Annotated in this window: 22 protein-coding genes; 17 read left to right on the forward strand and 5 right to left on the reverse strand. The window is 60.2% G+C overall.

Going from position 1 to position 25,312, the window contains the following annotated elements; genetic code table 11:
* Positions 1-177: 177 nt before the first annotated feature.
* On the forward strand, positions 178-579 hold the full coding sequence (locus tag ACMXYH_RS03565) for a lectin OAA family protein (protein WP_042932429.1): 402 nt from the start codon (positions 178-180) through the stop codon (positions 577-579).
* Positions 580-724: 145 nt separating this feature from the next.
* On the opposite strand, the gene asd is transcribed toward ACMXYH_RS03565, so the two are convergent.
* Genes asd through ACMXYH_RS03580 form a run of 3 tightly spaced genes read right to left on the reverse strand, consistent with a single transcriptional unit; the run spans position 725 to position 4,000 of the window.
* A complete protein-coding gene (gene asd / locus ACMXYH_RS03570; RefSeq protein WP_415766322.1) occupies positions 725-1,585 on the reverse strand; it encodes an archaetidylserine decarboxylase in 861 nt (286 codons plus the stop codon).
* Positions 1,586-1,603: 18 nt separating this feature from the next.
* Positions 1,604-2,419: a rhodanese-like domain-containing protein gene (locus ACMXYH_RS03575; RefSeq protein WP_415766323.1), complete on the reverse strand. Its 816-nt coding sequence runs from the start codon at positions 2,417-2,419 to the stop codon at positions 1,604-1,606.
* Between the two features lie 42 nt (positions 2,420-2,461).
* A complete protein-coding gene (locus ACMXYH_RS03580; protein ID WP_415766324.1) occupies positions 2,462-4,000 on the reverse strand; it encodes an HDOD domain-containing protein in 1,539 nt (512 codons plus the stop codon).
* A gap of 166 nt (positions 4,001-4,166) precedes the next feature.
* On the opposite strand from ACMXYH_RS03580, the gene motA reads away from it, so the two are divergent.
* The gene (gene motA, locus ACMXYH_RS03585; protein ID WP_415766325.1) at positions 4,167-5,018 is read left to right on the forward strand and encodes a flagellar motor stator protein MotA; all 852 of its coding nucleotides are present in this window, start codon (positions 4,167-4,169) and stop codon (positions 5,016-5,018) included.
* 3 nt (positions 5,019-5,021) lie between these two features.
* Positions 5,022-6,050, forward strand: coding sequence for a flagellar motor protein MotB (gene motB / locus ACMXYH_RS03590; protein WP_415766326.1), 1,029 nt, complete (start codon positions 5,022-5,024; stop codon positions 6,048-6,050).
* Positions 6,051-6,529: 479 nt separating this feature from the next.
* Here the strand turns inward: motB and rsgA are convergent, their stop codons facing one another.
* The gene (rsgA, locus tag ACMXYH_RS03595; RefSeq protein WP_415766327.1) at positions 6,530-7,561 is read right to left on the reverse strand and encodes a small ribosomal subunit biogenesis GTPase RsgA; all 1,032 of its coding nucleotides are present in this window, start codon (positions 7,559-7,561) and stop codon (positions 6,530-6,532) included.
* 107 nt (positions 7,562-7,668) lie between these two features.
* Here rsgA and orn point away from each other — a divergent pair, with 107 nt between their 5' ends.
* Both orn and ACMXYH_RS03605 read left to right on the forward strand, forming a co-directional pair.
* A complete protein-coding gene (orn, locus tag ACMXYH_RS03600) occupies positions 7,669-8,211 on the forward strand; it encodes an oligoribonuclease (protein WP_008035288.1) in 543 nt (180 codons plus the stop codon).
* 195 nt (positions 8,212-8,406) lie between these two features.
* Positions 8,407-9,018: a trimeric intracellular cation channel family protein gene (locus ACMXYH_RS03605; protein ID WP_129438987.1), complete on the forward strand. Its 612-nt coding sequence runs from the start codon at positions 8,407-8,409 to the stop codon at positions 9,016-9,018.
* 112 nt (positions 9,019-9,130) lie between these two features.
* Here ACMXYH_RS03605 and queG read toward each other — a convergent pair whose 3' ends face one another.
* Positions 9,131-10,195, reverse strand: a complete 1,065-nt coding sequence (gene queG / locus ACMXYH_RS03610; RefSeq protein WP_415766328.1) for a tRNA epoxyqueuosine(34) reductase QueG — start codon at positions 10,193-10,195, stop codon at positions 9,131-9,133.
* Between the two features lie 63 nt (positions 10,196-10,258).
* Between queG and ACMXYH_RS03615 the strand changes: the two genes are divergently transcribed.
* The 12 genes from ACMXYH_RS03615 to ACMXYH_RS03670 all read left to right on the forward strand — a co-directional run bounded on the left by ACMXYH_RS03615 (position 10,259) and on the right by ACMXYH_RS03670 (position 25,263).
* Complete coding sequence (locus ACMXYH_RS03615) at positions 10,259-11,758, forward strand: NAD(P)H-hydrate dehydratase (RefSeq protein WP_415766329.1); 1,500 nt, start codon at positions 10,259-10,261, stop codon at positions 11,756-11,758.
* On the forward strand, positions 11,746-12,216 hold the full coding sequence (tsaE, locus tag ACMXYH_RS03620) for a tRNA (adenosine(37)-N6)-threonylcarbamoyltransferase complex ATPase subunit type 1 TsaE (protein WP_129438981.1): 471 nt from the start codon (positions 11,746-11,748) through the stop codon (positions 12,214-12,216). Before ACMXYH_RS03615 ends, tsaE begins: the two co-directional genes overlap by 13 nt.
* Positions 12,217-13,644: an N-acetylmuramoyl-L-alanine amidase gene (locus ACMXYH_RS03625; protein ID WP_129438979.1), complete on the forward strand. Its 1,428-nt coding sequence runs from the start codon at positions 12,217-12,219 to the stop codon at positions 13,642-13,644.
* Positions 13,641-15,551: a DNA mismatch repair endonuclease MutL gene (mutL, locus tag ACMXYH_RS03630; protein WP_149630038.1), complete on the forward strand. Its 1,911-nt coding sequence runs from the start codon at positions 13,641-13,643 to the stop codon at positions 15,549-15,551. Before ACMXYH_RS03625 ends, mutL begins: the two co-directional genes overlap by 4 nt.
* Positions 15,551-16,522: a tRNA (adenosine(37)-N6)-dimethylallyltransferase MiaA gene (gene miaA / locus ACMXYH_RS03635; RefSeq protein WP_415766330.1), complete on the forward strand. Its 972-nt coding sequence runs from the start codon at positions 15,551-15,553 to the stop codon at positions 16,520-16,522. The genes mutL and miaA overlap by 1 nt, the downstream gene beginning before the upstream one ends.
* Positions 16,523-16,616: 94 nt before the next feature.
* Positions 16,617-16,877: an RNA chaperone Hfq gene (hfq, locus tag ACMXYH_RS03640; RefSeq protein ID WP_007902656.1), complete on the forward strand. Its 261-nt coding sequence runs from the start codon at positions 16,617-16,619 to the stop codon at positions 16,875-16,877.
* A 12-nt stretch (positions 16,878-16,889) separates the two neighbouring features.
* Entirely contained in the window at positions 16,890-18,191 is a 1,302-nt protein-coding gene (gene hflX, locus ACMXYH_RS03645; RefSeq protein ID WP_033055543.1) for a ribosome rescue GTPase HflX, read from the forward strand.
* Positions 18,192-18,287: 96 nt separating this feature from the next.
* A complete protein-coding gene (gene hflK, locus ACMXYH_RS03650) occupies positions 18,288-19,457 on the forward strand; it encodes an FtsH protease activity modulator HflK (protein ID WP_129438974.1) in 1,170 nt (389 codons plus the stop codon).
* Positions 19,457-20,326, forward strand: a complete 870-nt coding sequence (hflC, locus tag ACMXYH_RS03655; protein WP_008156983.1) for a protease modulator HflC — start codon at positions 19,457-19,459, stop codon at positions 20,324-20,326. The genes hflK and hflC overlap by 1 nt, the downstream gene beginning before the upstream one ends.
* A 317-nt stretch (positions 20,327-20,643) precedes the next feature.
* Positions 20,644-21,831 (forward strand): ATP phosphoribosyltransferase regulatory subunit, encoded by a 1,188-nt coding sequence (locus ACMXYH_RS03660; protein WP_415766331.1) that lies wholly within the window; start codon positions 20,644-20,646, stop codon positions 21,829-21,831.
* Positions 21,832-21,885: 54 nt separating this feature from the next.
* The gene (locus tag ACMXYH_RS03665; protein ID WP_010464193.1) at positions 21,886-23,178 is read left to right on the forward strand and encodes an adenylosuccinate synthase; all 1,293 of its coding nucleotides are present in this window, start codon (positions 21,886-21,888) and stop codon (positions 23,176-23,178) included.
* A 150-nt stretch (positions 23,179-23,328) separates the two neighbouring features.
* Positions 23,329-25,263: a methyl-accepting chemotaxis protein gene (locus ACMXYH_RS03670; RefSeq protein ID WP_415766332.1), complete on the forward strand. Its 1,935-nt coding sequence runs from the start codon at positions 23,329-23,331 to the stop codon at positions 25,261-25,263.
* Positions 25,264-25,312: the final 49 nt, after the last annotated feature.

Consider the following 25,312-nt stretch of genomic DNA (forward strand, 5'->3'; position numbering starts at 1 on the left):
GAAATGGGCAGTGAATGACCTAACTGTAGCAGCTATGGATTTATACCGTTTGTCTGTCAGTCGAGTGCCCTCCGGGCGTACTACTAATCTGACAGTCGTGCGACTGGATACGCACAGTCGTACGGCCTGCTGCCTACGCAGGGCAGGTCTCTTTGTAACTTCAAGGAGATGAAGTTTATGTCTAGATATGTAGTGGCAAATCAATGGGGCGGTAGTTCGGCACCCTGGCATCCGGGCGGAGACTGGACGCTAGGCGCGCGGGACAACCAGAACGTTGTCGCGATCGAGATCAAATCGGGCGATGGCGGGAAGAGTTTTACCGGCACCATGACGTATGCGGGTGAAGGTCCCATTGGCTTCAAGGCTCAGCGCACGGGCCAGAACCAGTACAACGTTGAAAATCAGTGGGGCGGCAACGATGCCCCTTGGCATCCGGGTGGCAAATGGGTCATCGGAGGTCGGGATAATCAGAACGTTGTGGCGTTGAGCGTGACCTCCAGTGATGGAGGGAAAAACCTCAGTGGCACCAATACCTACGCCAACGAAGGGCCGATCGGCTTCCGTGGACAGATAGAGTAACGGCACCACCGAGTGGCATCCGCCCCTTCGAAGACGTTCGAAAGGGCGGATCAGTGGTTAATGCCAGTCAATTAAGAATTTGAATACCACAACCCAATGTGGGAGCAAGCTCGCTCCCACAGGTTCTGTGCCTTAGCTGAAGTGATCAGGCTTTTGCCAGGCCCATGCCCTGGCCCATCTGTACCGGCGAACCGGCCGCCAGTTCTTCAGCCCACTTCACTTGATCAGGTCCGAACAGCACGACAGCGGTCGAGCCCAGTTTGAACCGACCCAGTTCTGCACCTTTCTCCAAATGGATCGGCGCGCGGGTAGCTTCGTCGTAGCGGAAGGTTTTCAGCTCGCGTTTCGGCGGCGTGACCAATCCAGCCCAAACGGTTTCGATCGACGCAACGATCATTGCCCCCACCAACACCACGGCCATCGGCCCGCGCTCGGTGTCGAAAATGCACGCCACACGCTCGTTGCGGGCAAACAGCTCCGGAACGTTTTCGGCGGTGGTCTGGTTGACCGAGAAGATCCGGCCCGGGATGTAGACCATCTCGCGCAGGGTGCCGGCCAGCGGCATGTGCACGCGGTGGTAGTCCTTCGGCGACAGATAAATAGTCGCGAAATCACCGCCCATGAACGGCGCCGCGTTGGCAGCGTCGCCGCCCAGCAATTCCAGCACGCTGAAGCTGTGACCCTTGGCCTGGAACACACGACCGTGTTCGATCGGGCCGAGTTGGCTGACCGCGCCGTCGGCCGGGCTGAGAATCGCGCCTGGCGTCTCGTCCAGCGGGCGAGCGCCGTCCTTCAAGGCGCGAGTGAAGAACGCATTGAAGTGCTCGTAGGCCGTCAGGTCTTCGACCAGTGCCTGCGACATGTCCACCTGATAACGCTTGGCGAACCAGGCGGTGAAGGCGTTCTTGAACCAGCGCACGCGGCATTCGGCAATGCAGCCGGCCAGTCGCGACAGCAGGTGATGGGGCAGCAGGTATTGGCTGAGGATAAACAAACGCTTATTCATTAACTGTCCTTAAAAACCTTAAATCTCTACGGGGGTGTCGGGATGGTTGCCCCATTCGCCCCAGGAACCGGCGTAGCCTTTGACCCGCGGATAACCGAGGGATTTGGCCACCAGATAGGTGAAGCCAGAACGATGGTGAGTCTGGCAGTGGGTAATCACTTCTTTGTCTTTGCTGATCCCGAGCTTTTCCAGGATCTGCGGCATGTCGGTGCGGATGCGCAGGTTACGCGCCTGATCCATGCCCGCGGTCCATTCGAAATTGACTGCGCCGGGAATGTGCCCGGCCTTGGCCGCCAGGACTTTCTCGCCGGAGTACTCCAGCGGCCCGCGTGCGTCCCAGATCGCCAGGTCGGCGGCACCGAGACGGCTTTGCAGGTACTCGCGGGTGGCGGTGGGTTCGTCGTGCAAGGTCAACGCAACCGGGCCGCCGACCGCTGCCGGGATCTGGATCGACATGGGCAAGCCTTCTGCCAGCCAGGCCTTCAGGCCGCCGTCGACATAGTGGTACTTGCTGTGGCCGATGACATCCAGCAGCCAGATAAAGCGCCCGGCCCAACCGCCGCCTTCGTCGTCATAGACCACGTAGACCGCATCAGGGTTGTGTCCCAGCTCACCGAACAACGCTTCGAGCGCCGCTTGCGGCGGCATCAGTCCCGGCGCAGGCGCGTGACCGAGTTGCGTGCGTTTCGGATCGACAAAACGCGCACCGGGGATATGCCCTTCGGCATAGCGGGCGCTGCTGGTCAGGTCCACCAGAATCAGATCGCGGGCGTCGAGACGGGGGAGCAAGTCGCTCGGCTCGATGACCATCGGCAAGCCAGAGAAGTCAGACATGTGAGGTCTCCAGAACACAAAGGGGAGGATTGTATAGCAGCGTCATTGGCCGCGGTGACTAAAGCTGTGCAGTGCCTTTTCGATGCACTGCGCGGTTTTTCCGAAGGCTTGCACGGTGATTTCAGAGAACGGCCCGCCGCCCTGATCCGCCACCACAAGCATGATCACCCGACCATTATTGACCAATGAGCGCAACAGCAGGTGTTCGCCGCCGAACTGTGAGCGCAGGCTGGCCGGTAACAGGGCGGAAAATTGTGCGTTGTTGGCCGGCGTCAGGCGTACCTGGGCCTGCTGCGAGAGCAGGCGTTGCAGCACGGTGCTCTGGCTGACGGCGAAGTTCAGACCGGCCACTTCTTTTGGCAGCCCGGCCGTCTGGTGCACTCGCAGATTGGCGTGAGTGCGGTCGGCCATCAGGATCATCACCCGACGCATGCCGCACGCGACCAACGCGTCCCGGGCAGACGTGGTCAAGTGCATGGCATTGGTAAAGCGACTCGGCTCGACCAGCAACTCGGCACACTGTCTGCGCCATTTCGCCAGGTCTTCGGCAGTCGGTGCCGGGGCTGGCAGCAATCCGGCGTGAACGCGGTTCATACCCCACGGCCAGATCAGTGAAACGGCCGGGTGCCAAAGGTCTGGCATGGCGTGATGGCGGGCGCTGTTGGCGGCCTGTTGGTGCAACTGCTGCTGCACTTCGTCCATCGGCATTTGCAGGTAAAGGCTGGTCAGGTACTGCCAGCGCTCACTGTGTGGACTGTCCCAGGCCTGTTGCGCCGACAGCGCCAGACCGTTGGCCAGCAGCACCGTATTGGCCGGTTGATTGAGCCAGCGGCGCAGGGTCGGATCGTCATCGAGGCGGTTCTGCTGGCGTAATGGATGATCGCTGTCGCGCGCGATGCGCAGCACTTTCACCAGCTCACGCTGCTCGTTGAGCAGCAGCCGATAACCCTGCTGCACCCAGATCGGCAGGCGCCAGATGTCCACGAGCGCCAGGCAGATATCCAGCAGGCGAGCGCCGAACAATTGCTTTTCGACTGTGCGCGCCGACTCGCCTTTATGGATGACCCGCAGCTCCCACTCTTCGAGCAACTGCGGATGAGTCAATGCCATCGGCCAGAGCGGCGAGAGAAACAGCAGGCTGCCCCAGTGGATGTCCTGCCACAGCCGCGCCAGGCGACTGGCGAAAAAACCGTTGGCCTGTTGGGTCGCGTGCTGGCTGATCAGCTGCAGCTGACGCAGGGCCACCGGGATTTCTAACTGCGGTTCGGCGGGCAGGCGGGCGAGCAGTTCTTCGGTGCGCTTCAAACCGAGGCGATTGATCGCCACCTCAAGGTTTTCCGCAGGCTCGGTCATGCTGCCGTGGGTGTGGCGATTGGCTTCGCGAATCACGCTCAGCGCCAGCGCGGGGCTGTCCTGTATCAGTTCGGCGATATCGCGCAGGGAGCTGCGACTGTTGGCGATGGCCTTGCAGACACGGTCATGACTGGCTTGCGGAACCGGTAGGCGCACGCCATCGAGAAGCTTGACCCAGCCTTCGAGAGTGGTTGGTTTTGGAGTTGGAACGTTCGTTTCGTTAGCCATGGTTGGACGCGATCATCGTCTGCATTACCTATGCCCGGAGCGGGCCAAATTGGCTTTTCGCCTGAACTGGCTATAGTCTGGCGCAGTTTTGCCGATAAGTAGAAGAAGAGATTTTTTAACTTCCGAATATGACCTTGAACCCGACTCAGTAAGTGCTCTCCTACCTATGGCTAAATTAATCGGCATCATCGTCGTATTCGCGAGCGTGCTCGGCGGATACGTGCTCTCCCACGGCAAAATTGCCGCCCTGATTCAGCCCTTCGAGGTGATGATTATTGGTGGTGCGGCCCTTGGTGCATTCCTGCAGGCCAACCCCGGTTACATGACCATGCACGTGCTCAAGAAATCCTTGGGCATGTTCAGTTCGCGTTTCAACCACACGTTCTATCTGGAAGTGCTGGGTCTGATCTACGAGATCCTCAACAAGAGCCGCCGCGAAGGCATGATGGCCATCGAAGGCGACATCGAAGATGCCTCCGCGAGCCCGATCTTCGCCAAATACCCTGCGGTATTAAAAGACGAACGCATGACCGCGTTCATCTGCGATTACCTGCGGATTATGTCCTCCGGCAACATGGCTCCCCATGAGCTTGAGGGCCTGTTCGACATGGAACTCTACAGCCTCAAGGAAGACCTCGAGCATCCATCCCTCGCGGTGAACGGTATTGCCGACGCCATGCCCGGTTTCGGTATCGTCGCGGCGGTACTCGGTATCGTGGTGACCATGGCTTCCTTGGGTGAAGGCGACCAGAAATCCATCGGCCTGCACGTGGGTGCGGCCCTGGTCGGTACCTTCTTCGGTATTCTCGCGGCGTACGGTTTCTTCGGTCCGCTGGCCCATTCCCTGGCCCACGATGCCAAGGAAGAACTGAACGTCTACGAAGCCATCAAGGCCTCGCTGGTCGCTTCGGCTTCCGGTATGCCGCCGTCGCTGGCGGTAGAGTTCGGTCGTAAAGTTCTGTACCCGGCGCACCGTCCTAGCTTCGCTGAGCTGGAACAAGCGGTTCGCGGTCGCTAAGTCATGGAAAATAACCAGCCGATAATCATCAAGCGCGTCAAGCGCATCGCCGGCGGGCATCACGGGGGCGCCTGGAAAATCGCCTTCGCGGACTTCGCGACGGCGATGATGGCGTTCTTCCTGGTGCTGTGGCTGCTGTCCACCGCAACGCCTGAACAGAAGATCGCCATCGCCGGTTACTTCAAGGACCCGGTCGGCTTTTCCGAAAGCGGCACGCCGTACATCATCGACCTGGGCGGCACGCCGACCCTGGCGCCGGAGAACACCCTCAACCCCGAGGTGAAATCTCAGCCGCAGCCGGACAAGGTGACCATCGACGCCGAGCAGGTTGAAGGCATGGCCGAGCAGGTCGAGAAGGAACGTCTCGAGCTGTTGCTGCAAGAACTGCAGACCAAGGTCGAAGAGAACCCGCAGCTGAAGAAATTCAAAGACCAGATCAGTTTCGAAATCACGCCTGACGGTTTGCGCATCCAGATCGTGGACGCCGAAAACCGGCCGATGTTCGACTCCGGCAGTGCCCGTCTGAAGCCGTACTTCGAAGACATCCTGCTGGCCATGGCCGACACCATTAAAGCGGTGCCGAACAAGATCAGTATCAGCGGCCACACCGATGCCAAGCCGTACACGGGCACCGGTGACTTTGGTAACTGGGAGCTTTCGGCCAACCGTGCCAACGCTGCCCGTCGTGCGCTGGTCGCGGGTAGCTATCCGGATGCACAGGTGGCGCGCGTCGTCGGTTATGCCTCGTCGGCGTTGTTCGATCGCGAGCACCCGTTCAATCCGGTCAATCGCCGTATCGACATTATTGTGCTGACCAAGAAAGCCCAGCGTGCCATCGAAGGTTCGCAAGGTGCGGAACCGGCTCCCGAGCCGACGCAAGGGCAGGGCGGCCCGGGCGAAGTGCCCGCCACGCCAGTCGATCCGAATGCGTTGCCGGCGGATAAAGAACCGTTGCCGGCACATGAGCTTCGTGAGCGTTTGAATCTCTTTGATAACCCGGCACCGAAACCGGGTGAGCCACCCAAGCAGTGACCACAAAAAAGCCGACAGTGATGTCGGCTTTTTTTTGCGGCACTGGTTTGGACGCCACTTCATTTTCAGCGTGGGCACGGTCCTGTGGGAGCTGGCTTGCCTGCGATGGCGGCCTTGTGGCTGGCGTGAGTTTTGGGTGTGTACATATCCATTTCTGCGGTAACGGCCGCTGGCGGTTCCGCTTTTACAGCGGGTCACTTGGAAGAGCCCCAAGTAACCAAGGGCTTTTACCCCTTTCGTTCGGTGCCTCGCCTAGGCTCGGCATGCCCTCGCTCCGGTCCTGCTCCGTGGGCCCGCCGCCATCGGCCATCCATGGCCGGGGGCGGCTAACCCGGCATCCATGCCGGGTTGCCCACTGCGCAGAACCTCCACTCGGCCTCTCGAGGGGCGTGCCAAAAAAAGCCGCGAGATAATCGCGGCTTTTTGTCTCTGCTGTCTGCCGATCATTTTCGCGGCGCCACGAAAATGATCAGGACTACCTAATAGCTAGTCTCCGGCAAACTCGCAATGATCGAGCGATAGCTATTCATCCGTTGCTGCTGCACACGCCCATCTTCCAACGCCTTGAGCAGGGCACAACCCGGCTCGCGGTCGTGCTTGCAGTCGCGGAAGCGGCAAGTGCCGATCAAGTCGTTGAACTCGATGAAACCGGCCTCGACATCGGCACGGCTGACGTGGCCCAGGCCGAATTCGCGGATGCCCGGGGAGTCGATCAACTCACCGCCACCGGGGAAGTGGAACAACCGCGCGGTCGTGGTGGTGTGAGTGCCCTGGCCGGACAACTCGGACAGCGGGCCGACACGGGCTTCGACTTCAGGCAACAGGCTGTTGACCAACGAGGATTTGCCGACGCCGGACTGGCCGACGAACACGCTGATGCGCCCGTCCAGCTGTTCTTGCAGTTGCTCCATGCCGTTGCCGTGGTGCGCCGAGACTTCCAGCACCGGGTAACCCAGCGTGCGGTAAACCGCGAGCAAGGCATTCAACGCCGGGGCGTTCTGCTCGTCGATCAGGTCGAACTTGTTGAGCAACAGCAGCGGACGAATCCCCGCGTGCTCAGCAGCGACCAGATAACGGTCGATCAAGTTGGCGTGAGGCTCGGGCAGCGGCGCGAAGACGATGACGATCATGTCGACGTTAGCCGCGACAGGCTTGAGCTGACCACGGCTGTCCGGACGGCAGAGTTCGGTTTTACGCGGCAGTTGCGCCACGATCACGCCGATACCCTGGTTGCCGGCACGCCAGACCACCTGATCGCCGGTCACCAGCGCCGGTAGGTTGGCGCGCAAGTGACAGCGGAATACCTGGCCAGCCAGCTCGCCATCGAGGGCTTCGACTTCGACCTGCACACCGAAGTGCGCGATCACCAGGCCCGTCTGTTCCGGACCCAGATCGCCACCCTCAAGTGCCTCGACAGCCGAGGACTCGCGTTTGGCGGCGCGGGCAGCGCGTTCGCCTTGAATCTTTTCGATGCGCCAGTTTTGACGACGATTGAGTTGGCGTTTGGCCATGGGTGTTCCGTATCAAGAATGCAGCGATTAGGTAAAACGGCCGCGAGTTTAGCACGCCCGGCCACCGGCCTAGGCTAAACTGCGCAGCATTGCCTAGGAGCCGACACATGCAAAACCCGCAGAATCTGATCTGGATCGACCTGGAAATGACCGGTCTGAACCCTGATACCGACGTCATCATCGAGATGGCCACCATCGTCACGGACAGTGACCTGAACACCTTGGCCGAAGGTCCGGTGATCGCTATCCACCACAGCGACGAAATTCTCGCCGGCATGGACGAGTGGAACACCCGTCAACACGGCGGCTCCGGGCTGACCCAGCGCGTTCGCGACAGCCGCATCAGCATGGCCGAAGCCGAAGCCGAAACCATCGCCTTCCTGGAAAAATGGGTGCCGAAGGGCAAGTCGCCGATCTGTGGCAACAGCATCTGCCAGGACCGTCGCTTCCTTTATACCCACATGAAATCCCTGGAAAGCTTCTTCCACTACCGCAACCTCGACGTCTCGACGCTGAAAGAGTTGGCCGCACGCTGGGCGCCGGACGTGCGCGACAGCTTCAAAAAGGGCAGCACTCACCTGGCCCTGGACGACATTCGCGAATCGATCGCCGAGCTGCAGCACTACCGCAAGCATTTCATCAAGTTCTGATCCGGCAACCCGGTCCCTGTAGGAACTGTCGAGTGAAACGAGGCGGCGATCTTTTGATTTTGCTTTTAAAACAAGATCAAAAGATCGCCGCCTCGTTTCACTCGACAGCTCCTACAGGGGGCGCGTAACGGCTGCCCTCTTTTGGGGCCTCAGTGAAGTGAGTAGACTGCGCGCCTTCTTGCAAGGACCGCCACCATGTTGCTGATGCTTTACCTGATCGCCATTACCGCCGAAGCCATGACCGGTGCCCTGTCTGCCGGTCGTCGCGGGATGGATTGGTTTGGCGTGGTGCTGATTGCCTGCATCACGGCTTTGGGTGGGGGTTCGGTGCGTGACGTGCTACTCGGTCACTACCCGCTGACGTGGGTCAAACACCCGGAATACCTGGTGCTGACCTCGGTGGCAGCGATGTTCACAGTGTTCGCTGCGCGCTGGATGCGCCACCTGCGCTCGCTGTTTCTGGTGCTTGACGCCGTGGGCCTGGTGGCATTCACCCTGATCGGCTGCATGACCGCGCTGGAAATGGGCCACGGCATGCTCGTAGCATCCGTCAGCGGTGTAATCACCGGGGTTTTCGGCGGCATCCTGCGCGACATCTTCTGCAACGACATCCCGCTGATCTTCCGCCGCGAACTCTACGCCAGCGTCTCGTTCGCTGCGGCGTGGTGCTACATGCTCTGCATCTATCTGCAACTGCCCGGCGAACAGGCGATTCTGATCACCTTGTTTGGTGGCTTCCTGCTGCGGTTACTGGCGATCCGGTTTCATTGGGAAATGCCGAAGTTCGTTTATAACGACGAAGCCTGAAACCACCGGATCTCTTGTAGGAGCTGTCGAGTGAAACGAGGCTGCGATCTTTTGAATTGGTTTTTAAGAAGCAAAAATCAAAAGATCGCAGCCTCGTTTCACTCGACAGCTCCTACACAAGTCCGTGTTGCTTCAACGCCCACTCGACATGCTCACGCACCAGCTCTGACGGATAGTCCCGACGCGCCTTCAGCGCTTCCAGCACCGGAATGCTTGATGGCGCGTTCCCCAGGCCTACGGCAAGGTTTCGCAGCCAGCGCTCGTAACCCGCTCGGCGTAACGGCGAACCTCCGGTGCTGCTGAGAAACTTGTCCTCGTCCCACATGAACAGCTCGGCCAACTCCGCGTTGTCCAGATTGTGCCGTGGCTTGAAGTCGCTTTCCCCGGACGGACGGGCGAAGCGGTTCCATGGGCAGACAATCTGGCAGTCATCGCAACCGAACACTCGATTGCCGATCAATGGCCGCAAATCCTCCGGGATCGCACTTTTCAATTCGATTGTCAGGTAGGAGATGCAGCGTCGGGCGTCGAGTACATAAGGGCCAACGAAGGCGTTGGTTGGGCAGATGTCGAGGCACGCCGTGCAGCGGCCGCAATGTTCGGTGCTGTGTGGCGGATCAACCGGCAGCGGCAGGTCGACGAACAGTTCGCTGAGAAAGAAATAACTGCCGGCCTTGCGATTCAAGACCAGGGTGTTTTTGCCGATCCAGCCAAGACCGGCCTGTTCCGCGATGGCTTTTTCCAGTACCGGCGCGCTGTCGACGAAGGCGCGGAAACCAAACGGGCCGATCTCGGCCTGAATTTTATCGGCCAGTTGTTGCACGCGTTTACGGATCAATTTGTGGTAATCGCGGCCCAAGGCATAGCGCGAGACGTAGGCTTTTTCCGGTTGTGCCAGACGTTTGGCCATTTCGGTGTCGCCCGGCAGGTAGTCCATGCGTAGGGAAACGACCCGAAGCGTGCCGGGCACCAGCTCTTCCGGGTGTGAGCGTTTGCTGCCGTGGGCGCCCATGTAGTCCATTTCGCCGTGGTAGCCGGCCGCGAGCCAGCGCTCCAGGTGCTGCTCATGCTCGGCCAGGTCGAGGCCGCTGATGCCAACTTGCTGAAAGCCCAGCTCGCGGCCCCAGTCCTTGATGGATTGGGCGAGGGCGGGCAGGTCTGTGGTAATTGCGGGCATGAGACGAGAGAAACCGGAGCTGAGGTGCGTATAATTCTGCCAGACATCGGAGCCCGAAGACGCATGCCGCACACTAAAGATGATTTACCCGACGCGCTGTATAGCGCCGCGCAAGTGCGAGCCCTCGATGCGAGCCTGATTGCGGCCGGCACGCCGGGCTTCGAATTGATGCAGCGCGCGGCGCGGGCGACCTGGCGTGCGCTGGTCCGTCATTGGCCGTCGGCGAATGAATTGAGTGTCGTGGCCGGCCACGGCAATAACGCCGGCGACGGTTATCTGGTGGCCGTGCTGGCCCGACGTGCGGGCTGGCATGTGCGGGTGCTGGCGGCCGGTGATCCCAAGCGTTTACAGGGTGACGCGGCATTGGCCCATGCTGAGGCGGTGTCTGAGGGCGTCGCGGTTCAAGCCTTTAGTGCACAGTCCGAGTTGCGCGGTATTGTGCTGGATGGCTTGCTCGGCACCGGTCTGACGGGAGAGGTGCGAGAGCCCTACGCGGGCGTCATTGCAGCGATCAACGGCAGCGGGCTGCCGGTTGCGGCGGTGGATATCCCTTCGGGGTTGTGCGCTGATACCGGCCGAATACTCGGCGCTGCGGTGCGGGCTGACCTGACGGTGACATTCATCGGCCTGAAACTGGGTCTGTTCACCGGCGATGCTGCAGACGTGGTCGGCGAGTTGGTGTTCAACGATCTGCAAGCCTCCCCCGAGTCGTTTGACGGAGTCGCCATCAGCGCACGTCGCCTGACGGCCAGTTCCTTGCCGCGTCTGGCGGGCCGGGCTCCAACTTCCCATAAAGGCAAATTCGGCCACGTCCTGCTGATTGGCGGTGATCGCGGCTTTGGCGGCGCCATCCTGCTGAGCGCGCAAAGTGCCCTGCGTAGCGGTGCGGGCATGGTGTCCGTGGCGACGCGCAGTGAGCATGTTCCGGCCGCCCTGGCGAGAATCCCCGAAGCCATGGTGTTGGGCACTTCGTCGGCCAATCAACTGATGGAACTGCTGCAAAAGGTTTCCGTGCTGGTGGTCGGCCCAGGCTTAGGTCAGGCTTCCTGGGGCCGCAGCCTTTTGTCGGCGGCTGCCAACGCGCCGCTGCCGCAAGTCTGGGACGCCGACGCATTGAATCTGCTGGCCACAGAGCACATGAGCTTGCCCAAGGATTGTGTGATCACTCCGCATCCGGGCGAAGCGGCGCGCTTGTTGGGGATGAGCACTGCCCAAGTGCAGGCCGATCGTCCTGCGGCGGCTCACGAATTGAGCAAAAAATATACAGCTGTCGTGGTGCTGAAAGGCGCCGGCAGCCTGATCGCCAGCCCCGATGGGCGCCTGGCGTTGTGTCATCAGGGCCATCCGGCCATGGCCACCGCCGGTTTGGGTGATGTGCTGGCCGGTTTGGTCGGCGCGTTGCTGGCTCAAGGCATGGAGGCGTTCGACGCCGCCTGCCTGGCCGTCTGGCTGCACGCCAATGCCGGCGCGCAAGAAGGTAAATCGGGCCGTGGGCTGGCGGCCAGTGATCTGATTCCAGCCATTCGTCAGTTGTTGGAGGAGCAAGCACCGTGTCTGAAGTAACCCTGTACCTGGCTGATGAAGAGGCGATGACCGCATTTGGCGCACGCATCGCACAAACCACCGAAGGGCACGGTCTGATTTTTCTCGAGGGAGATCTGGGCGCGGGGAAAACCACGCTGTCCCGGGGCATCATCAGAGGGCTGGGGCATAAAGGGTCGGTAAAAAGCCCTACGTTTACCTTGGTCGAACCCTACGAGATTGGTGACATCCGGGCCTTCCATTTCGACCTCTATCGCCTGGTCGACCCTGAGGAGCTGGAGTACCTCGGCATCCGCGACTACTTCGAAGACGACGCGTTGTGCCTGATCGAGTGGCCCGAAAAGGGTGCAGGCTTTTTGCCAAAGCCCGACCTGACCATTACCATTAGCCCGCAAGATGGCGGGCGTTCGCTGAAAATTTTGTCCCAGGGCTCGCGTGGCGAGTTGTGGTGTGCCGCTTTGGCATTGGAAACCAATTAAATGATGGGGTTAGGTATGCGCTTTCGCGCGATGGTAGCTGCCGTAGGATTGTTGTTTTTGGCGGTGACCGTCGACGCTGTGGCCGAGACAAAGGTCAACAGCGTTCGCCTGTGGCGGGCTCCGGACAACACACGACTGGTGTTCGACCTGAGCGGTCCTGTCCAGCACAGTGTCTTTACCCTGACCGCCCCGGATCGGCTGGTCATCGACATCAATGGCGCGTCACTGGGGGCGCCGCTGAACGTCAACAGCTCGAACACTCCGATCACCGCCATGCGCTCGGCTCAACGTACGCCGACCGATCTGCGGGTAGTCATCGACCTGAAAAAAGCCGTGACGCCGAAAAGTTTTACACTGGCGCCAAACGCCCAGTACGGCAATCGTCTGGTGGTCGACTTGTTCGATAGCGCCGCCGACGCCGCGCCAATTCCGGCGCCGACCAACGTCGCGACAGTAGCCCCGGTACCGGTCACGCCGGTGGAGCCCGCGGTGAAGCTGCCGCCAGCCCCGGCCGGCAAGCGCGACATCGTTGTGGTCATCGATGCCGGCCACGGCGGCGAAGACCCGGGTGCCTCCGGCTCTCGCGGTCAGCGTGAAAAAGACGTGGTACTGGCCATCGCACGCGAACTGCAGCGTCAGGTCAACGGCATGAAAGGCTTCCGCGCCGAACTGACCCGCACCGGCGACTACTTTATTCCGCTGCGTGGCCGTACTGAAATCGCCCGCAAGAAAGGCGCCGACCTGTTCGTCTCGATCCATGCCGACGCCGCGCCGTCTGCGGCAGCCTTCGGTGCGTCGGTGTTCGCTTTGTCCGATCGCGGCGCCACCTCGGAAACCGCCCGGTGGCTGGCCGACAGCGAAAACCGTTCCGACTTGATCGGTGGTGCTGGCAGCGTCAGCCTCGACGACAAAGACCGCATGCTGGCCGGCGTGTTGCTCGACCTGTCGATGACCGCTTCCCTGACTTCGAGTCTGGATGTTGGCCAAAAGGTCTTGAGCAACATCAGCCGGGTCACGCCGTTGCACAAACAGCGGGTGGAGCAGGCCGGGTTCATGGTGCTGAAATCGCCGGACATTCCATCGATCCTGGTGGAAACAGGCTTTATCTCCAATGCCAATGAAGCGTCCAAGTTGTCCGGGGCGAGCCACCAGCAGGCCCTTGCGCGTTCCATCAGCGCCGGTGTGCGCCAGTTCTTCCAACAGAACCCGCCACCGGGCACTTACATTGCCTGGCTGCGTGATTCCGGCAAGATTGCCCAAGGCCCGCGTGACCACCGGGTAAGCCCGGGCGAAACGCTGGCGATGATTGCCGTGCGTTATCAGGTGTCCCCGGCCACCCTGCGCAGCGCCAACAACTTGCAGAGTGACGAGCTGAAAATCGGTCAGACCCTGACCATTCCCGGCACTGAACTGGCGGCCAAAGAATGAACCAGGTGTTGACCAACACGGCTCGCATCGAGCTGCTCAGCCCGCGACTGGCGAACCAGATTGCCGCCGGTGAGGTGGTTGAGCGCCCGGCTTCGGTGATCAAGGAGCTGCTGGAAAACAGCCTCGACTCCGGTGCCAAGCGCATCGATGTCGATGTGGAGCAGGGCGGCGTCAAGCTGCTGCGGGTGCGCGACGATGGCAGCGGCATTTCTGCCGATGACCTGCCGCTGGCTTTGGCGCGTCACGCCACCAGCAAGATCCGCAATCTGGAAGACCTCGAGCAGGTCATGAGCCTCGGGTTTCGCGGTGAGGCCCTGGCATCCATCAGCTCCGTGGCGCGTCTGACCCTCACCTCTCGCACTAAAGAGGCCGATCAGGCCTGGCAGGTTGAAACCGAAGGCCGGGACATGGCGCCTCGCGTGCAGCCGGCGGCCCATCCGGTGGGCACTTCGGTGGAAGTGCGCGACCTGTTCTTCAACACCCCGGCGCGACGCAAGTTTCTCAAAACCGAAAAAACCGAATTCGATCACCTGCAAGAAGTGATCAAGCGTCTGGCGTTGGCGCGCTTCGACGTGGCGTTCCATTTGCGCCACAACGGCAAAACCATCCTCAGCCTGCATGAAGCCCATGATGACGCGGCCCGTGCCCGGCGTGTGGCGGCGATTTGCGGTTCGGGTTTCCTCGAGCAGGCGCTACCGATCGAGATCGAGCGCAATGGCTTGCATTTGTGGGGCTGGGTCGGCTTGCCGACGTTCAACCGCAGCCAGGCAGACTTGCAGTATTTCTTTGTGAATGGCCGAGCGGTACGCGACAAACTGGTGGCCCACGCGGTGCGCCAGGCCTATCGCGACGTGCTGTTCAATGGTCGGCACCCGACGTTCGTGCTGTTTTTCGAAGTCGATCCGGCCGGCGTTGACGTCAACGTGCACCCGACCAAGCACGAAGTGCGCTTCCGTGACGGGCGCATGGTTCACGATTTCCTCTATGGCACCCTGCACCGCGCCTTGGGCGATGTGCGGCCGGAAGACCATCTGGCCGCGCCTGTCGCGACGGCCATCGTTCGACCCACCGGCATTGATGCTGGCGAGTTCGGTCCTCAGGGCGAAATGCGTCTGGCGGCCAATGCCTTGCTGGAGCAGCCTCAGGCCCAGCCGTCGTTCAATACGCCGGCCGGCTCGGGCGCTGGTGCCGGTTATCAATATCAGTACTCTCCGCGGCCTCAATCGGGTGTGCCTGTGGCTGAAGCTCAGGCTGCCTACCGGGAGTTCTTTGCGCCGTTGCCAGAAGCGAATGCTGTCGCACTTCCGGCCGGGCAGGACGATGTTCCGCCGCTGGGTTATGCACTGGCGCAGCTCAAAGGCATCTACATTCTTTCGGAAAACGCCCAGGGTCTGGTGCTGGTGGACATGCATGCCGCTCACGAGCGGATCATGTACGAACGCCTGAAAATCGCCATGGCCAGCGAAGGCCTGAGCGGTCAGCCGCTGCTGGTGCCGGAGTCCCTGGCGGTCAGTCAGCGTGAAGCCGATTGCGCCGAAGAACACGTCGCGTGGTTCCAGCGTCTGGGCTTTGAATTGCAACGTCTGGGCCCGGAATCCCTGGCCATCCGGCAGATCCCGGCCTTGCTCAAGCAAGCTGAAGCCAATCGATTGGTCAGTGACGTTCTGGCGGACTTGATGGAATACGGCACCAGCGACCGGATTCAGGCGCACCTGAACGAATTGCTCGGCACCATGGCCTGCCACGGCGCGATTCGTGCGAATCGGCGTCTGGCCCTGCCGGAAATGAACGGTCTGCTGCGGGATATGGAAAACACCGAACGCAGCGGTCAATGCAACCATGGCCGACCGACCTGGACCCAACTGGGCCTGGACGATCTGGACAAACTGTTCTTGCGCGGTCGTTGATGAACCAGCTCCCTCCTGCGATTTTCCTGATGGGGCCGACCGCCGCCGGCAAGACCGACCTGGCCATCGAACTCACCAAAGTCTTGCCTTGCGAGCTGATCAGCGTCGATTCGGCGCTGGTCTACCGTGGTATGGATATCGGCACCGCCAAGCCTTCAAAAGAGCTTCTGACTGAGTTTCCACACCGGTTGATCGATATTCTCGACCCGGCAGAGAGCTATTCGGCCGCAGATTTCCGTCGTGATGCCCTCGAAGCCATGGCCGAGATCACCGCGCGGGGCAAAATTCCGCTGCTGGTGGGCGGCACAATGCTCTATTACAAGGCTTTGGTTGAAGGTCTGGCAGACATGCCAGCGGCAGATCCGGACGTCCGCGCACAGATCGAAGAAGAAGCTGCACGCCTTGGCTGGCAAGCCCTGCACGATCAACTGGCGGTCATTGATCCGAAATCCGCCGCGCGTATTCATCCGAACGATCCACAGCGACTCAGTCGAGCACTGGAAGTTTATCGCGTCAGCGGTCAGAGCATGACTGCACTAAGGTTGCGACAATCTGCGCAAAGTACTGAAGCAGCCGCCTCGGGACTGCAACAATTGCCCTATACTGTCGCGAACTTGGCCATTGCCCCGGCAAATCGCCAGGTATTGCACGAGCGAATTAAACAAAGATTCACGAATATGTTGGAACAGGGATTCATTGACGAGGTCGTAGCCCTGCGTAAGCGAAGTGACCTGCATGCCGGGTTGCCGTCTATACGTGCAGTAGGCTACCGACAAGTCTGGGACTACCTGGATGGCAAGCTGACGCAAGCCGAGATGCAGGAGCGTGGAATCATTGCCACGCGCCAATTGGCAAAGCGCCAGTTCACCTGGCTGCGCAGTTGGGCTGATTTACACTGGTTGGACAGCCTCGATTGCGACAATCTGCCGCGCGCCTTGAAATACCTTGGGACCATCTCCATATTGAGCTGAGTCCTTGCAATTGCCGTCTATCCTTGGGGGTGTGACGGCCCCAAGCTATTTGTTTACCTATTTTTTATATTGAATCCTTAAAGGAGTGCGGCACATGTCAAAAGGGCATTCGCTACAAGACCCTTACTTGAATACTTTACGTAAAGAGAAAGTGGGGGTTTCCATCTACCTGGTCAACGGGATCAAACTGCAAGGCACGATCGAGTCTTTCGACCAGTTCGTTATCCTGCTGAAAAACACCGTCAGCCAGATGGTTTACAAACACGCTATCTCTACAGTGGTGCCGGTTCGTCCAATTCGTCTGCCTAGCGCAACCGAATCCGAAGCAGGTGACGCTGAGCCAGGTAACGCCTGATAGGAGTCTCCTTTGTTCTTTGAGCGCCACGGTGGTGGTGAGCGAGTGATCCTCGTTCACTTGGATGGACAGGACCCTGAGGCGCGCGAAGATCCGCAGGAGTTTCAGGAATTGGCTAATTCGGCCGGCGCCGAGACCGTTGCGTTTTTTAACGTGCCGCGTCATCGGCCAACCGCCAAATTCCTGATCGGTAGCGGCAAGGTCGAGGAACTACGCGACCTGGTCCATGCCGAAAAGGCAGATCTGGTGATCTTCAATCACATCCTCACGCCCAGTCAGGAACGTAACCTCGAACGTGTTTTCGAGTGTCGCGTGATCGACCGCACCGGTCTGATTCTCGATATTTTCGCCCAACGCGCCCGTACCCATGAAGGCAAGCTCCAGGTAGAACTGGCCCAGCTTGACCACATGAGCACCCGGCTGGTTCGTGGCTGGACTCACCTTGAGCGTCAAGGTGGCGGTATCGGCATGCGTGGCCCGGGTGAAACCCAACTGGAAACCGACCGCCGTTTGCTGCGAGTTCGCCTGCGGCAGATCAAAGGCCGGTTGGAAAAAGTACGCAGCCAGCGCGAACAGTCGCGACGTGGCCGTATGCGTGCGGATATCCCTACCGTGTCTTTGGTGGGGTATACCAACGCCGGTAAATCCACGCTCTTCAATAACGTGACGAAATCCGACGTGTACGCGGCTGACCAGTTGTTTGCCACGCTGGACCCGACCTTGCGCCGTCTGGAACTGGACGACCTGGGGCCGATTGTCCTGGCTGACACTGTGGGTTTCATTCGCCACTTGCCCCACAAGCTGGTCGAAGCATTTCGGTCTACCCTCGAAGAGTCGAGCAACTCCGACCTGTTGTTGCACGTGATCGATGCGGCCGAACCGGATCGCATGTTGCAGATCGAGCAGGTGATGGTGGTGTTGGGCGAGATCGGTGCCCAGGACTTGCCGATCCTCGAGGTCTATAACAAACTCGATTTGCTTGAAGGCGTTGAGCCACAAATCCAGCGCGACGAAAACGGCAAGCCTCAACGGGTCTGGCTGTCGGCGCGTGATGGCAGTGGTCTGGAATTGCTTGAGCAAGCCATTGCCGAGTTGCTGGGCAGTGAGTTGTTTATCGGTACCTTGCGCTTGCCGCAACGATTCGCTCGACTGCGTGCGCAGTTTTTCGAGCTCGGTGCGGTGCAAAAAGAAGAACACGACGAAGAAGGTGTCAGCTTGCTGGCCGTTCGATTGCCCCGTTCGGAGCTCAATCGGCTGGTCAGCCGTGAAGGCGTTGTGCCGACAGAGTTCATCGAGCAACACACTTTGCAATAAAAGCCTGGAAAAGCGGTTGTGCCGCGGTGACGGGCATTCTGTAGCATTGGTCGGCGCGCCGTGGGTGCGTCTTTGCTTTATCAGATGGAGAGCGCTATGGCTTGGAATGAGCCGGGTGGCAACTCGAATAATCAGGATCCTTGGGGTGGCAAGCGCCGCAATAACGGCGACCGCAAGGGACCACCGGATCTCGACGAGGCCTTCCGAAAGCTGCAGGAAAGCCTGAATGGGTTGTTCGGTGGTGGTAAGAAACGCGGTGATGACGGCGGTGGTTCGGGCAGGAGTGGCGGCTTCGGCGGTCTGCTCGGCATCGGCCTGGTCGTGTTGGCGGCCGTGTGGCTGTACAGCGCGGTCTATGTAGTCGACGAGCAGGAGCAAGCCGTGGTGCTGCGCTTCGGCAAGTACTACGAAACCGTCGGCCCGGGCCTGAACATCTATTTCCCGCCGATCGATCGCAAGTACCTGGAAAACGTCACGCGTGAGCGTGCCTATACCAAGCAGGGTCAAATGCTGACTGAAGACGAGAACATCGTCGAAGTGCCGCTGACCGTGCAGTACAAGATCAGCAACCTGCAGGACTTCGTGCTGAGCGTCGATCAGCCGGAAATCAGCCTGCAGCACGCGACCGAAAGTGCCTTGCGCCACGTGGTGGGTTCCACCGCTATGGATCAGGTGCTGACCGAAGGTCGTGAATTGATGGCCAGCGAAATCAAGGAGCGTCTGCAACGCTTCATGGATACATACCGCACCGGCATCACCGTCACTCAGGTCAACGTACAGAGCGCAGCCGCACCGCGTGAAGTGCAGGAAGCCTTCGATGACGTGATCCGCGCCCGTGAAGACGAGCAGCGTTCGCGTAACCAGGCTGAAACCTACGCCAACGGCGTCGTGCCGGAAGCCCGTGGTCAGGCCCAGCGCATCATCGAAGATGCCAATGGTTACCGTGACGAAACCGTCTCGCGCGCCAAGGGTGAGGCTGATCGCTTCACCAAGCTGGTGAGCGAATATCGCAAGGCACCTGAAGTGACCCGTCAGCGTCTGTACCTGGACACCATGCAGGAAGTCTTCAGCAATACCAGCAAGGTTCTCGTGACCGGCAACAAGAATGGCCAGAGCAATCTGCTGTACTTGCCGCTGGACAAGATGGTCGAAAGCGGTCGCAACACCAGCACTCCGGTGACCGGCGCGGCAGCCACCAGCAATGAAGCGAATGTGCGTGCAGTCGATCTGCAGCAACAGCAAGCACGCACCAGGGAGAGTCGCTGATGAGCAATAAATCGCTGATCGCCCTTATTGTCGGCGTCGTCGTGGCGATCGCTGCCTGGAACTGCTTCTACATCGTGGCTCAGACCGAGCGTGCGGTGCTGCTGCAGTTCGGTCGTGTGGTCCAGACTGATGTTCAGCCGGGCCTGCATGTGAAAGTGCCTTACGTTAACCAGGTGCGCAAATTCGACGCACGACTGATGACGCTGGATGCACCGACACAACGCTTCCTGACGCTGGAAAAGAAAGCCGTCATGGTTGATGCCTACGCCAAGTGGCGCGTGAAAGATGCCGAGCGCTTCTACACCGCGACTTCCGGCCTCAAGCAGATTGCTGACGAGCGACTTTCCCGTCGTCTGGAGTCGGGCCTGCGTGACCAGTTCGGTAAGCGCACGCTGCACGAAGTGGTTTCCGGTGAGCGCGATGCGTTGATGACCGATATCACCGCTTCGCTGAACAAGATGGCGGAAAAAGAGCTGGGCATCGAAGTTGTCGATGTTCGGGTCAAGGCTATCGATCTGCCAAAAGAAGTGAACCGCAGCGTGTTCGAGCGCATGAGTTCCGAGCGTGAGCGTGAAGCTCGCGAGCACCGCGCCAAGGGTAACGAACTGTCGGAAGGCATTCGTGCCGACGCTGATCGTCAACGCCGCGTGTTGCTGGCTGAAGCCTATCGTGAATCTGAAGAGGTTCGCGGTGACGGTGATGCCCAGGCGGCTGCGATCTACTCCAAGGCCTACGGCCAGGATCAGGAGTTCTACGGTTTCTACCGTAGCCTGCGTGCCTACCGTGAAAGCTTCGCGAACAAATCCGACGTCATGGTCCTGGACCCAAGCAGCGACTTCTTCCGTTACCTGGAAAAAGCCAAGCCTTGATACGACGTTGACCTGAATCATCCCCCGCCTGGCGGCTAACGCCTCGGGCGGGGTGATCCTTTGGGAAAACGTGTGTATGATGCGGCAGCCGGGAAATTCCCGGCTTTTTTGCGTCTGCACGTTTGATTGCTGTTTTTATGCAGGCGTCCGAGTTGAATGACTCGACTGGTTTTTCGAGGAAAGTGGTTGGCGAAGCTGATTTCAGGCTTTTCGCCTTGTTGTTCATGCGCGTGGTTTGTACACATGAGCCGATCATTTTCTGCTTCACTCAAGGCTCGCCCAAAGGCTGGCCGCCCGGATTATAGGGGAATGGCGTAATGGCAACGGTAGACCGCTGGCTGCTGCCAGATGGCATCGAAGAAGTACTGCCACCAGAGGCGGCGCGAATTGAAATTGCGCGTCGTCAGGTGTTGGATCTGTTCCAGAGCTGGGGTTACGAGTTTGTCGTGACTCCCCATATCGAGTACCTGGAATCCCTGCTGACCGGCGCGGGCCAGGACCTCGATCTGCGTACCTTCAAGGTCATCGACCCGCAATCGGGCCGGCAGATGGGTTTCCGTGCCGACATCACGCCGCAAGTGGCGCGCATCGATGCGCACACCTTGCGTCGCGAAGGCCCGAGCCGTCTGTGCTATGCCGGTAGCGTCCTGCACGCTCAGCCGCGCGCCTTGTCGTCCTCGCGCAGCCCGATCCAGCTGGGTGCCGAGTTGTACGGCGATGCCAGCCCGAGCAGCGACGTGGAAGTCATCAGCCTGATGTTGGCTATGCTGCAACTGGCCGATGTGCCGGATGTGCACATGGACCTCGGTCATGTCGGTATCTACCGCGGCCTGGCTCGCGCCGCCGGTTTGTCCGGTGAAGTCGAACAACAGTTGTTCGATGCGTTGCAACGTAAAGCCATCGACGAGGTCATTACCTTGACCGAAGGCTTGCCTGCCGATCTGTCGGGCATGTTGCGGGCGCTGGTCGACCTGTGTGGCGGCCGTGAAGTATTGAGCGCTGCCCGCGAGCGTCTGGCGAATGCGCCGGCACCGGTACTGGCCGCTCTGGACGACTTGCTGGCGATTGCCGAACGCCTGTCCACGCGTTTCCCTGAGTTGCCGTTGTATTTCGACCTGGGCGAGTTGCGCGGCTACCACTACCATACCGGTGTGGTGTTTGCGGTGTTCGTACCGGGTGTTGGCCAGTCCATTGCTCAGGGCGGTCGTTACGACGACATCGGTGCCGACTTCGGTCGCGCCCGTCCGGCAACCGGCTTCTCTACCGATTTGAAAACCCTGGTGACCCTGGGGCGTGCTGAGATCGAATTACCGTCTGGCGGTATCTGGATGCCTGACAGTACGGATGCGGCACTCTGGCAGCAGGTTTGCCAGTTGCGCAGTGAGGGTCAGCGTGTCGTTCAGGCGTTGCCTGGACAACCTTTGGCCGCCGCCCGTGAAGCGGACTGCGACCGGCAATTGATTCAGCAGAACGGGCTTTGGCAAGTATCGCCACTGGCTTCTTGAGTTTTCCTGCCGGCCGCGGCCGGCACCAAGTTTGCGCGAATGAGGACAAGTGTTATGGGTAAGAATGTCGTAGTCCTGGGCACCCAATGGGGTGATGAGGGCAAAGGCAAGATCGTTGATCTGCTGACCGAACATGCTGCCGCCGTAGTGCGCTACCAGGGTGGCCACAACGCTGGTCACACCCTGGTGATCGATGGCGAAAAAACCGTCTTGCACCTGATCCCGTCGGGCGTGCTGCGCGAAGGCGTGCAGTGCCTGATCGGCAACGGCGTGGTGGTTGCCCCCGACGCTCTGCTGCGGGAAATCATCAAGCTGGAAGAGAAAGGCGTACCGGTGCGCGAGCGCCTGCGTATCAGCCCGTCCTGCCCGCTGATCCTGTCCTATCACGTAGCGCTGGACCAGGCGCGTGAAAAGGCCCGTGGCGAGCTGAAGATCGGCACCACCGGTCGTGGCATCGGTCCGGCGTACGAAGACAAGGTTGCACGTCGTGGCCTGCGCATCGGTGACCTGTTCCACCGCGAGCGTTTCGCCGCCAAGCTGGGCGAGTTGCTGGATTACCACAACTTCGTTCTGGTCAATTACTACAAAGAGCCTGCGATCGACTTCCAGAAAACACTCGACGAGTGCATGGAATACGCCGAGCTGCTGAAGCCGATGATGCTCGACGTCACCGCTGAGCTGCACGAACTGCGTCGCGCTGGCAAAGACATCATGTTCGAAGGCGCCCAAGGCTCCCTGCTGGACATTGACCACGGTACTTACCCGTACGTCACCAGCTCCAACACCACCGCGGGCGGCATCGCTACCGGTTCGGGTTTTGGTCCGATGTACCTGGATTACATCCTCGGCATCACCAAGGCTTACACCACTCGTGTTGGTTCGGGTCCGTTCCCGACTGAGCTGTTCGATGACGTGGGTGCTTTCCTGGCCAAGCGTGGCCACGAGTTCGGCGCTACCACCGGTCGTGCCCGTCGTTGCGGTTGGTTCGATGCCGTGATCCTGCGTCGCGCTATCGACGTCAACAGCATCTCGGGCCTGTGCCTGACCAAGCTGGATGTGCTGGACGGTCTGGAAACCATCAACATCTGCGTTGGCTACAAGAACCAGGATGGTGCAGTGATCGACGCACCGACTGACGCCGACAGCTATATCGGCCTGGAGCCGGTGTACGAAGAGATGCCGGGCTGGACCGAATCCACCGTCGGTGCCAAGACCCTGGAAGAGCTGCCACAGGCTGCACGCAACTACATCAAACGCGTTGAAGAGTTGGTCGGTGCGCCGATTGACATTATTTCGACGGGCCCGGACCGCAACGAAACCATCGTTCTGCGTCACCCGTTCGCTTAATAAGTCGTTGATGTAAAACACAAAGGCCCCTTAATTGGGGCCTTTGTCGTTTCTGTCTGTCGGACGGCACGACCCTTGCTGTGAACTTCATTAAGCGCATCGCTTCTAGCGTGCCATCAATTTAATGGCGTTAAAGCAGAGGGATTCTAAGTGTCGGCCGTTCTCTCACTGTTACAAAGCCGTCTATTACGGCCTGTGTTCGTTACCCTTGGTATCGCACTGTTGGTGCAGGTGCTGGTGGCTGTCGCCCTGACTCGGAGCACAGTGACCGCACTGGAAGCCGATCTGGGTGTGCGCCTGGGTGCCGACAGTCAAAAACTTTCCGGTGAGCTTGAGCAGGCAGGGCGTGAAGTCACGTCGAGCCTCGACAGTCTCTCCATCAGTACTCGTCAGCGCCTTACGGCGGGTTTGTCCTCGCGATTGAAGGACGAGCAGGCACAACTGCGTGCGACGCTGGAGAAAGATCTGAAGGACTCCGCCAATGATATGGCGCAGCTTCTGGCTTCGGTCGCACCCCGCGCCATGTGGGACAGCGATGTTCCAACCCTGTCCGAATTTGCCCGCCGGGCTCAGCGTAATCCCAATGTGCTATTCGTGGTCTACGACGACGCGACGGGGCAGCATCTGACGCGCTACCTCAACCGCGAGAACCCGATCAACAAGGCGCTGCTTGAGAAGGGTCAGGGCGAGCGCGCCCTGGACAAGGTGCTGGATGCGGCGAAGAACGATCCATCGGTCTATTACCTCGAAGCCTCGATCAATCCTAACGGCGTGGAAATCGGCAAGGTCTTGATGGGCGTCTCGACCGCCTCGGTGGAAACCGATCTGGCGGCCCTGGACAAACGCTTCTCGGCGCTGATCGCCAGCAGTGATCAATTGGTGGGCGATAGCCTCAAGGGCGCGGCAGCTGACAGTGCCGCGGCGATGCGTGCGCGTCTGACGTCCGCTCAGTCCACGGCATCTGAAATGAAAGCCAATACCACCAGCACTGTGCAGGAAGCTGCGGCGACCTTGCGCTGGCGCATCGGCATGGGTCTGGCGCTGGTGGGAAGCGGTGTGCTGCTGTTGCTCGCGGTGGTGCTGGGCCGTCGGGTGGTCAATCGCTTGAAATTGCTCATCGCTGCCATGGACGACCTGGCTGCGGGCGAGGGCGACCTGACCAAGCGCGTGCAGATCAACAGTAAGGACGAAATCGGCGACATGGCCTCGGCGGTCAATCGCTTTGTGGATAAGTTGCAGCCGATTGTGCGCGAAGCGGGCGATGTGGCTCAACGCACTGGCGTGGAAATCGGCGCCATGACTTTACGCAATGCCGGGGCCGATAAAGCGGCGGGCATGCAGCGCGATGAAGTAGCCGAGAGCCTGCGTGCGTTGTCGCAAATGGCTGACGAAGCCCAGTCTGAAAGTCATGCCATGCAGGCAGCTTTGCAGCAGGTGGTGGATATTCGTTCGGCCACGGATGAAAACACGCGGACCTCCGCGAAAGTCGGCAGCCTGATCGAGGCGTTGGCCGGGCAGGTCGATACCGGGGCGAAAGTTATCGAGCGGCTGGCGCAGCAGAGTGAGCAGATTGAAGTGGTGCTGACGGTGATTCACGGGATCGCCGAGCAAACCAACCTGCTGGCGCTGAACGCGGCGATCGAAGCGGCGCGTGCGGGCGAGACCGGTCGCGGGTTTGCTGTGGTGGCCGATGAAGTGCGGGCGCTGGCGAGCAAGACACAGAGCTCCACCGGCGACATTCAGGCGCACATCGTTGCCTTGCAGCAAGGTGCGCGTGAGGCGGTGGCAGCGATCGGTCAGGCCGGGCGTCAGGCCAGCGAAGGTTTGCTGGTGCTGCGTGACAGTGCGCGGTTGCAGCAATCGGTGCAGGCGTCGGTCGAGCAGGTTCATGCGGCGATTGGTCTGGCAACGCAGGCAGCGGCGCATCAGGCGCAAGGCGCGCAAGCGGTGCGCGGTCGGGTTGAAACCATTCATGTGCAGGCTGAGAAGGCGGCTCAAGCGGTGGTGGAAACCACGGCCAGCGGCAAGGTGCTGGATGGGTTGGCAGCGCAGTTGAAGGCGAGTCTGGGGCAGTTCAGGGCCTGATCGGTTTTCTGGTCTGGCCCCTTCGCGAGCAAGTCGAATCGTCGCACCG

Origin of the sequence: Pseudomonas frigoris (genome assembly GCF_047758635.1) — a bacterium.
Lineage (GTDB): Bacteria > Pseudomonadota > Gammaproteobacteria > Pseudomonadales > Pseudomonadaceae > Aquipseudomonas > Aquipseudomonas frigoris.